At 30.7% G+C, this 9,129-nt stretch carries 9 protein-coding genes and 1 pseudogene; 5 read left to right on the top strand and 5 right to left on the bottom strand.

What is annotated here, in order from left to right:
* Positions 1 to 266 precede the first annotated feature (266 nt).
* From IWX83_RS16680 to IWX83_RS16670, 4 genes are all read left to right on the top strand, one after another.
* Entirely contained in the window at positions 267 to 2,276 is a 2,010-nt protein-coding gene (locus tag IWX83_RS16680) for a sensor histidine kinase (protein ID WP_231380080.1), read from the top strand.
* Positions 2,277 to 2,391: 115 nt separating this feature from the next.
* Positions 2,392 to 2,691 carry a transposase gene (locus IWX83_RS17520; protein ID WP_370568450.1) on the top strand — a complete coding sequence of 100 codons (300 nt, stop codon included), beginning with the start codon at positions 2,392 to 2,394 and terminating at the stop codon, positions 2,689 to 2,691.
* Complete coding sequence (locus IWX83_RS16675; protein WP_370568449.1) at positions 2,688 to 3,566, top strand: IS3 family transposase; 879 nt, start codon at positions 2,688 to 2,690, stop codon at positions 3,564 to 3,566. Before IWX83_RS17520 ends, IWX83_RS16675 begins: the two co-directional genes overlap by 4 nt.
* A 74-nt stretch (positions 3,567 to 3,640) precedes the next feature.
* Positions 3,641 to 4,114: a hypothetical protein gene (locus IWX83_RS16670; protein ID WP_196831293.1), complete on the top strand. Its 474-nt coding sequence runs from the start codon at positions 3,641 to 3,643 to the stop codon at positions 4,112 to 4,114.
* 395 nt (positions 4,115 to 4,509) lie between these two features.
* On the opposite strand, the pseudogene IWX83_RS16665 reads toward IWX83_RS16670, so the two are convergent.
* The 5 genes and pseudogenes from IWX83_RS16665 to IWX83_RS16645 all read right to left on the bottom strand — a co-directional run bounded on the left by IWX83_RS16665 (position 4,510) and on the right by IWX83_RS16645 (position 8,272).
* Positions 4,510 to 5,415 (bottom strand): annotated as a pseudogene (locus IWX83_RS16665) (IS1595 family transposase).
* Between the two features lie 254 nt (positions 5,416 to 5,669).
* Positions 5,670 to 6,536, bottom strand: a complete 867-nt coding sequence (locus tag IWX83_RS16660; RefSeq protein ID WP_196831292.1) for a nucleotidyl transferase AbiEii/AbiGii toxin family protein — start codon at positions 6,534 to 6,536, stop codon at positions 5,670 to 5,672.
* Positions 6,533 to 7,171, bottom strand: coding sequence for a hypothetical protein (locus IWX83_RS16655; protein WP_196831291.1), 639 nt, complete (start codon positions 7,169 to 7,171; stop codon positions 6,533 to 6,535). Before IWX83_RS16655 ends, IWX83_RS16660 begins: the two co-directional genes overlap by 4 nt.
* Before the next feature lie 468 nt (positions 7,172 to 7,639).
* Positions 7,640 to 7,885 carry an ATP-binding protein gene (locus IWX83_RS16650; protein ID WP_370568447.1) on the bottom strand — a complete coding sequence of 82 codons (246 nt, stop codon included), beginning with the start codon at positions 7,883 to 7,885 and terminating at the stop codon, positions 7,640 to 7,642.
* 243 nt (positions 7,886 to 8,128) lie between these two features.
* Complete coding sequence (locus IWX83_RS16645) at positions 8,129 to 8,272, bottom strand: hypothetical protein (protein WP_196831290.1); 144 nt, start codon at positions 8,270 to 8,272, stop codon at positions 8,129 to 8,131.
* A gap of 405 nt (positions 8,273 to 8,677) precedes the next feature.
* On the opposite strand from IWX83_RS16645, the gene IWX83_RS16640 reads away from it, so the two are divergent.
* Positions 8,678 to 8,989 carry a glycoside hydrolase domain-containing protein gene (locus tag IWX83_RS16640; RefSeq protein ID WP_370568451.1) on the top strand — a complete coding sequence of 104 codons (312 nt, stop codon included), beginning with the start codon at positions 8,678 to 8,680 and terminating at the stop codon, positions 8,987 to 8,989.
* Positions 8,990 to 9,129: the final 140 nt, after the last annotated feature.

Below are 9,129 nucleotides of genomic sequence, written 5' to 3'. Positions count from 1 at the left end.
CTTCTGATCTAAAGTCCATTTCTTGTATTTCATGTTTCAAATATATAAGTTTGAAATTTAAAATAACACTCCGAACTTATCGGGGGCTAAAATATTTAGTATAGAGGAAAGCGCTGTAGAAGGAGATCCAAGTAATCCAAAACCACCGAGAAACTAACTATTTAATTGTAATTAATTGAAGAAAGACTATGAGATTTATTTATGAATTACATAGTCTTCTTTATTTCAAAATACTATATTTGAAATTTTAAAATAATAACTGTATTTTGATTACTCGAACTAAATTTTTTTGTCTATTTCTAATTTTTTTTATTTTTTCCTGTAAAAAAAGTACAAACGTTTTATTTGATAAAAGTCATATTGATGATTTATCTGGAAATAGAAAAGAGAAATATTTAGATTCTTTAGTAGTTTCATTAAAATCTAAAAAAAATGATGCTACTGTCAGAGATATGTATTTAAAGATAGCCTCTGAATATTATTATATAAATAATCCTAAAAAATCTTTAGATGTAAGTTTGAAATCTTTGCAATTATCAAAGGATTCTAATGATAGTATTAGAATTGCAAAATCACTATATTTTGTGGGTGATTGTTATGAAAATTCAAAAAAAGATACAGCTTATTTTTATTATTTGAAAGCTCAAAAAGTATACGAAAAAATCCAGGACAATGATAATGTTGGTAGAATGCTATTCAATAAAGCTTATGTTTTATTTTATGATGGAAATTATGTAGAATGCGAAGTTGAAATTTCTAAAGCATTGCAGTATTTAAAAAAATCTACAAATCACCAGTTGATTTATTCTTGTAATACATTAATGGGTAATTGTTTAGAGAAATTGGTTAATTACGATAAGGCATTATGGTATCACAAGGTGGCATTAAGTGATTTAGAAAAAATGAAAATTAATGATAATGATAAAGATGGAATAAATAATTACAATGTAACTTCTATTATTAATATTTGCAATTTACATGATTTAAAAGGCGAATTTCCGAAGTCAATAAAAAAATTACAAGCTTTACTTTCAGAAGAGTTAAAAAAAAAATGGACTAGATTATATGCCAATGTTTTAAGCAATTTGGCTTATTCCAAGATGAGAAATGGAGATTATGAAAATGTAGAGTCAATGTTTTTTGAATCCTTAAAAATTGTTGACAGTATTGGAATAGATTCTGATATTTTATACAAAAAGATACATATTGGAGAATATTTTTTAACTCAGAAGGATACTATAAAATCAATTCAAAGTTTAAAAGAAGCGAATCAATTAGCAATTAAAATTAAAAGTAGTAATGAAATTTTAACTTCATTAAAATTACTTTCCAAAGTAGATAAAAAGAAAAGTTTGTTTTATACAAATGAATATATTAAAGTAAGTGACAGTATTAATACAGTTCAAAAAAATACTCATAATAAGTATGCCAGAATTGAATATGAAACTTCAAGGATAGAGGATGAAAATAAAGTTTTGACAAAAAAGAACTTTTACATTTTAATTATTTCATTTGGATTAATTTTATTATTAATAATTATTGTTATAAGATATTTAAAATATAAAAATAATGAGTTACGGTTTTTAAAGAAACAACAAAAAGCTAATGAAGAAATATACCAACTGTTAACTGAGCAACATGAAAAAATAAATGTTGCAAAAGAGAATGAGAAAGCTAAAATAGCAAAAGAATTGCATGATGGCGTAATGAATAAAATTTATGGTGTCCGAATGAATTTAGGTTTTTTCAATTCTAAAATTGACACAAAAATAATTGAAAAAAGAAAGGAATATATTTTTGAATTGCAAAATATTGAAAATGAGATTAGAACGATATCACATGACTTAAGTCGAGGTTCTTTCTTGGAGGGCAATGATTTTAATGTGTTGCTATCAAGTTTAATTGAAAATCAAAAAGATATAAGTAGTACTCAGTTTAAATATTTAAATGATGAAACGTTTGAATGGACAGCTATTCAAAATATAGACAAGATAAATTTATATCGTATAATTCAAGAGGCCATTTTAAATACTAATAAATATTCAAATGCAAAAAATTGTGAAATAAGAATTCAGAGGAGGAATGACAATGTTTTAAAACTAAGTATTAGTGATAACGGGGAAGGATTTGATATTAAAAATAAAAAAAGGGGCATTGGATTAAACAATATGAAAGAAAGGGCGAATTCTTTAAAAGGTCAATTTAATATCGAATCAAAAATTGGAGAAGGGACAAAAATTGAAGTTATATTTAATTTTAGACAAAAGTTTGACTAGCATTCGAAGTGTTATATTGTAGTTATCCTTTTACAACGAATTTGTGAACATTTTAAGAGTGGACATGCTAACTTAGCCATCACATAAAGTTAAGAAATAATCTTAATTTTAACCTATGAAACAAGTGCGAAAAATTTACGATAAAGCTTTTAAAGAGAAAGCGGTCCAACTGAGTTATGAGAGAACAAACATATCCGAATTCGCCAGAGAGTTAGGAGTAACTGCTCCGCAATTGTATAAGTGGCGCAAAGATTTTGAGGAGTTTGGAGAAGGAAGTTTTCCTGGAAAAGGGAATTTAAAACTAACTCCCGATCAAGAAAAAATCTATGAACTGGAGAAGAAACTTAAAGATGCCGAGTTAGAGCGTGATATATTAAAAAAAGCAATCGGCATTTTTTCCAAGAGCGGTCGATGATTTATAGTTTCATTAAAAACAATGAACAACTATTCCCGATTGAAAAAATGTGCAAAGTTCTACAAGTGAGCAGTGGAAGTTATTACCGATGGAAAAAACAAATAATTAGCGCTAGGTTGCAACGAAAAAATGCCATAAAAGAGCGGATGACATTGATTTATTTTGAATCCAAGCAACGATACGGAAGTCCTAGAATAACATTAGAACTACAAAGTTTTGGTTATAAAATTTCAAGAATTACTGTAGCAAAATATATGAAACAGCTAGGCTTACGAAGTAAATTGAGCAAGAAATTCAAGGTAACAACCAATTCTAATCATAATTATTTAGTCGTTGAAAATGTATTAAATAGGGAGTTCGCCGTGAATATGCCTTCAAAAGCTTGGGTTTCTGATATCACCTATATTCAAACCAAAGAAGGATTTATATATCTGACAACTATTATGGATTTATACGATCGAAAAATTATAGGTTGGAGTTTGAGCGATGGTATGAGTACAGATGAAACTACTCTTAGAGCTTGGAAAATGGCGATTAAAAACCGAAATATTGAAAAAGGCTTAATTTTTCATTCCGATAGAGGTGTTCAATATGCCAGCAAAAAATTTGTAAATGTTCTTGATTCTTATAAAAAAATAACCCGCAGTATGAGTCGCAAAGGAAATTGTTGGGATAATGCTGTAGCGGAAAGCTTTTTTAAATCCTTGAAAACTGAATTGATTTATGGAAACAAACTCATTTCTAAAGAACAAATGAAACTGGAAATCTTTGAATACATAGAAATTTGGTACAACAGAAAAAGGAGGCATTCTGCTTTGAATTATGCAACTATTGAAGAATTTAACAATCAAATTAATTATAAAAATGTAGCTTAACTTACTGTGCAGTTTTTATTTGCATATCCAAAAATTTAAAATCTAACAAACTGATAATAGAACAAAAGAAACTCTTGCTAGAAGAGACTCAAGAAAAGATGTTTTCTGTAGAAGAAAAGTGGATTAAAAATGAGATTTCAAAAGATACTTATGATAGATGGTATGCTACTTATAGTAGTACTATCCATTCATGTAAAGATGCAATTGAGCGTTTAAGTAAAGTTGAAACACATGCATTAAAAATTTTACAGAAAAAATTACACTTACTCGGAGATCTAAAATCTATATATAATAATGCAAATATTATCCAAAAAAGGGAATTTGTCAAATTGGTGTTCGATAGCAATTTATACTATCAGGAAGATGTCTATCGAACACCTACCATGATACCGATAATGTCTCGGAATCACCTGTTAATGCAGGAAAAAGGGTTGTTGATTTACAATAAAAAAAGGGATGACTTTTCAATCATCCCATCCAGTGGAATGAATGGGATTACAATCGAACAACTTATACCTATTTTGACTTTTTTTGAAAATTTAAAATAGTCTAAATATAAAAATAACGACATTGTCTTCCAATGGCGTTATTTGTCTTTCTGTGGAATGAATGGGATTACAATCGAACAACTTATACCTATTTTGACTTTTTTTGAAAATTTAAAATAGTCTAAATATAAAAATAACGCCATTGTCTTCCAATGGCGTTATTTGTCTTTCTGTGGAGTCGCCGAAATCACCATCGAACACATAAATCCAATATTAATGTTTATAGATAGCTTGGAAAAATAGCTCGTTAACCTCTATATTTATTATGGTCTTTAATTTTCATTTTCAATATCTGAACTACTTTTCTAAACCAATAATAATTAGTGTATTTTTTATGTTTTTTTTTCGAAATGGAGTTTTTTAAATTTAAAAAATTATTGATTATCCGCAATTTGTCATAATCCCGTAATGCCTGCTATCACTAGTCTGTGGAAGAGTTTTTCTCCACAATATCTTCGATTCAGCTTGTAAATGAACTCATTTAAGTACAATTGTAAGTACTTTCCTTTAATTTTATGATGATTTCCCAGAAAATTACGTTTTGCATTGCTAATTGCGATATGAACCCAGCGTAAAGTCTCTTTGGTAGTTTGCTTATCTGATTTTTCAGTAACATGCAATTTTACATAGTCAGCGATGTCGATATAGGAAGTACTTTGGTCTGAGAAAACGATACTTTTTTCGGCAATTGATTCTTTTATTGTCTCGTTAATATTTTTTGCAGTGTGATCTGGCAGAATTTTAGCTTTAAAATATCTACTATGATTTGATTTTTATCCAGTTTCAATATCTTCCAAAGGTGTAGATTCAGCTATAATAGCAACATTTGATTTTCCTACCGCGCCACGACCTCTAATGCCTTTCTCTTGTTCAATTTCTGATGATTCAATTGTGAAGTAGCCTTCGTAAAATTCAATCATTCGCTCCAAAGTATAGCGCGAATCCCTGTTACCCATTCCTTTTCGCAACTTATGAACCATAGCCCAAACGGGTTCATACCTTTTTAATCCAAGTTGAATTTGAATTTCTTTAGTTGAAAATCCTTTCTTCGTGGCGGTCAGCAAATACATTGTTTTATACCAAATCATAAAAGATAAATTGGAGCTTTGCATAATAGTTCCACTACGCAAAGAAATCCTTTTTGTGCATTCTTTGCATTGATAACTCCAGATGCTTTTTATCCAAAAATGATCTTTACATCTACATTTGCATTGAACACCGATCTTATCTCTCTCTTGTTTAAAATGATTTCTACAAGACTCCTCACTTTCAAAATTTGCTGTAAAAATGAATAAATTCATCTTTTATAAAGATAAGGAATTTGAATAAATATTGGTGATTGCGGACAATCAAAAAAATTATAATTAAAAATGTTTTAGGTGTTCGACTATGGAACACCTTTTTAAACTATAAAATTACAGTTTGTAAGTGTTTTAAAAACAAACCTACTCAAAGAAAGAACTATTTATGACAATTATAAATTCTTTCATATTATCAGAAAAGAAGTCGGAGATACTGAAATTTTTAATAACGAATTACTAGGTGATTAATTTTTTCAATCGAGTTGAATTTTTTCTATCTGTAAGTTTCCAACCAAATCATGAAAGTATATAGGTGACCAGATATCCAGTTGTGCCGGGTCTTTTACAAAACGAATTACATCTTTTTTTACGTAGTCCATATTTACAGTATCTTTTTTTTTTGAAAGTAATTCTCTGAATTCAATTTCTGAGATTGTTTCCTCTTTCCAGTCGCCGCTTTCTTGTGCTCTTGTTAAGAAATGACTAAGATTAAGTTTAATTCCTTTTTTAATATACCATTCCATATCGTACCAGTCTCGTCCTTTAACATTAGTGCCCCATTTGCGGAAAAGCAGTGCATGCATCTTACTGGCAAAGAGATCTGGAAGAGTAAAGCACTTAACATAAAAAGATAAAGGTCGTAAGAGAAGTTTTTCTTCTGTTTTAAAATTCAAAGGGGGGGCTGTATCTACCTCAATCTTAATTTTTATGTTAGCTTTGGTACCAACGCCAATTTGCGGTGTGATAGTTTCCAGTTTTAATTCGCGCCATAAAGTTTCCGATTTTAAGAAAGCTGAATTGATAGTACTCTGCTTCACTTTCTGTTTCTCACTGATACTTACATTCATTCCTAATCCTGCAAATTCATTTACAATTGCATCTTGGTACTTTAGCAAAGAAAAATCTTGTTGTGCCTGTAGTAAGTAGAAATCAAGGTCTTCGGAGAAACGATCCAGTTTATGGAATATTCTCAAAGCAGTCCCACCATAAAATGCTGCTTTGTCAAAAAAACCGGATCGGTAGAGTCCAGCCAGAGCAATCTCCTGCATGATTTCGCGAAGTGCAGATTGTGCTTCTTCTTTATTTTTAGGTTTGTAACTTTCAAGCCATTCTTTAATCATAATTTCTCTATCATTCTTATTACTATTTCCAAGCTCTCTTTTTTTGGTGCGTCTGATAACCAGGAACGCATTTGGGTTGTATCGAAATCTTTTAAATCGGATTGCTCCATTCTTAAATTTTCGAAAACATAATTTTGGGCATTGTTCATGCTTCTTAATATAACTCCGGGTGTAGTTCCTATTTTATCAGCTAGGGCTTTTTCTGGTGAGGACATAATTACCCTCTGATTCTCCTGAAGTAATACATTTTTAATTCCAAAAGCATAATAAGGCAGTGGAAGATAGGAATAGCTATATAATCCAATCGAAGTCCTGAAGTCTTTTGAAGGTTTTATTGTCATTGAGGTTACAGCGTATACGCGTTCTGGAATCAAGTTGTAATGTGATAAAGCGGTCTCCATCGATATATAGCTGGGGCCATAAATATGATTGGCAATTAGACTACTTTCGGGTATTTGCATATTTGTGTTTTCTCCAGGAATGTAGATCCCTCGTTTTACAGATTTGATTATTCCTTTTTCTTTCAGCGCTTTAATTTTATCATTTGGTCGCTTGTATTGATGCAGTATACTGGTCAAAATTTGATGTGTTATGGGCTGTCCTTCGAACGTAGATAGTAATTTTATAAAATCCATGATTAAGAAATTTTTGTTAAATTATAATGAGATACTCGATATTTTGCCGAGTATCTATTATAAAAACTACATGTTATAATGTGATTATAAAATTAGATAATCGGTATTTAGTCGATTATCTGTCTGTAAATATACATAGAATTTATGTGATCTTGGTTCATCTTTAAATTAAATGTAAATTAATTTATTGTACTATCAGTATTTTAAATAATTGGATATCAATTTCAATTTTACGTTTTTTGGATTCATTAAAAATGGCTTCCTTTTTATCGTACAACAATGAAACTAAATGGTTTATTTGTAAGGTTTTAACTCAATTTTAACATAAAAAGTGTTCGACACCCACATTAGATATTCCGACGAAAGTACCACACGATTTCGTACTAAAGGACGCCATTTATTCCGGAGCAAAGTACGACAGTCAAACTGTCCTTTATCATCACTAAGTAAAGATGATATTTTTCAAAGTTAATAATTTTTTTTAGTTCTCAAAGATTTACCTGTTAATGCTATTCTCTGCCCTGAAGCTGACAATGTGTACATAATAGCATCGGCTAGCGTTGGCTCTTCAATGAAGTTATACCAAGTGTCTACGGGCAACTGTGAAGTAATCGTAGTTGATCCTATACCATATCTATCCTCTAGTATATCAAGTAAGGCAATCCTTGCATGGTTGTTTAAGGCTTTCAATCCAAATTCGTCCAAAATCCACACGGCATTGTTTATCTTCTCTTGATCCTACAAAAGTTCACAGAACCTGAAATATTGAAAGCTCGATGGGTATTCTTTAATATATTCTTCCCAAAGCAGTAGGCGTGTTACACCAGTTCGATTAAGTTCCTTGCCAAAGTAACCACTCCGGTTGCTAAAATGAACTTTCCGCAGGTCAGCATCGTCCACTATATCAGGCTTTAAAAGCCCAAGGATCTGCTAAAGGTCTTGTTCAGAGCGCTTTAACTACTCTTTAAAATCAACTCTTGTTTGTACAAATTTTTGCAAATAAATCGCAATCGTTTTTCTGGATATCTTGACTTCCTTTTCTAGAGCACGATGTGAAACACCGCGCTCTAGAAAAGGAAGTATTTGCCTTATCTTAATCATACTAAGTAGTTTATTTGCCGTATTGCAAGAGGTTTTTATGATTATAAACCAAACTTTTACATAATGGCTGTTAAATCTATACTTTGTGAGCTAATGGATAAGGAATAGGTGGTGTACTTTGTGCGGGAATGTCAGTCCGTTAAAAGTATTAAATCAGGAGTAAAGTGGCGTACTTTGCTCCGGAATAAGTGGAAACCTTTCCAGCGGAATCGTGGCGACCTTTCCAGCGGAATGGGTGGCATACTTTGTAGCGGAATATCCATCTAGGATAAATCGCTTGTTTTGTATATATCCAAAACGGCAATTTTGTCATAAAACAAATCAAAAATGGCACAACATCAACTGAAATGCAAACTAGATTTTTTGATTTTTTAATGTCACATCTTCAATTGGAATGCAAACTAGATTTTTGTCGGTTTTTGTGGCACAGCATTAACTGGTTTATCCAACAACAGTAAAGGAATCGATTCCTACATAGTCCGAATTTATAAAAACGAACCACAAGCGTATATTCGTGCGACGGATGATGATTCAGGAACCATGTCTTCTTGGTTCGTGATGCGCAGTATTGGTTTATCTGCTGCTAACGTTGGCGATCCTATTTATTATTTGACAGCCTCAATATTTGAACAAATTACTTTACAATGGGAAAATAAAAAGTCTTTTACCATAAAAGTTAAAAACTACAACAAAGACACTGCTATCCGAAAGTTTTGAATAAAACTTAAAAATACTTTGTTAGGTATTGTATTTGTTGAGTCTTTTTTTTTTTATTGAGAAAATAAGTCAGGTTTAAATATGATTTTGTTTTGGTTAATTACTTTCTTAGCCCCTTCATTTACTTGATTGCAGACATA

Origin of the sequence: Flavobacterium sp. CG_9.1, from assembly GCF_015751645.1 — a bacterium.
GTDB lineage: Bacteria > Bacteroidota > Bacteroidia > Flavobacteriales > Flavobacteriaceae > Flavobacterium > Flavobacterium xanthum.
Note: the sequence above shows the minus strand (reverse complement) of the source record. Positions and strands in the feature narration are given on the sequence as shown.

What these genes read in the sequence shown, in the direction of transcription:
- IWX83_RS16645 (WP_196831290.1), bottom strand. Translation starts at nt 8,272, where the DNA reads ATGATTAAGATAAGGCAAATACTTCCTTTTCTAGAGCGCGGTGTTTCA.
- IWX83_RS16675 (WP_370568449.1), top strand. Translation starts at nt 2,688, where the DNA reads ATGATTTATAGTTTCATTAAAAACAATGAACAACTATTCCCGATTGAA.
- IWX83_RS16655 (WP_196831291.1), bottom strand. Translation starts at nt 7,171, where the DNA reads ATGGATTTTATAAAATTACTATCTACGTTCGAAGGACAGCCCATAACA.
- IWX83_RS17520 (WP_370568450.1), top strand. Translation starts at nt 2,392, where the DNA reads ATGAAACAAGTGCGAAAAATTTACGATAAAGCTTTTAAAGAGAAAGCG.
- IWX83_RS16660 (WP_196831292.1), bottom strand. Translation starts at nt 6,536, where the DNA reads ATGATTAAAGAATGGCTTGAAAGTTACAAACCTAAAAATAAAGAAGAA.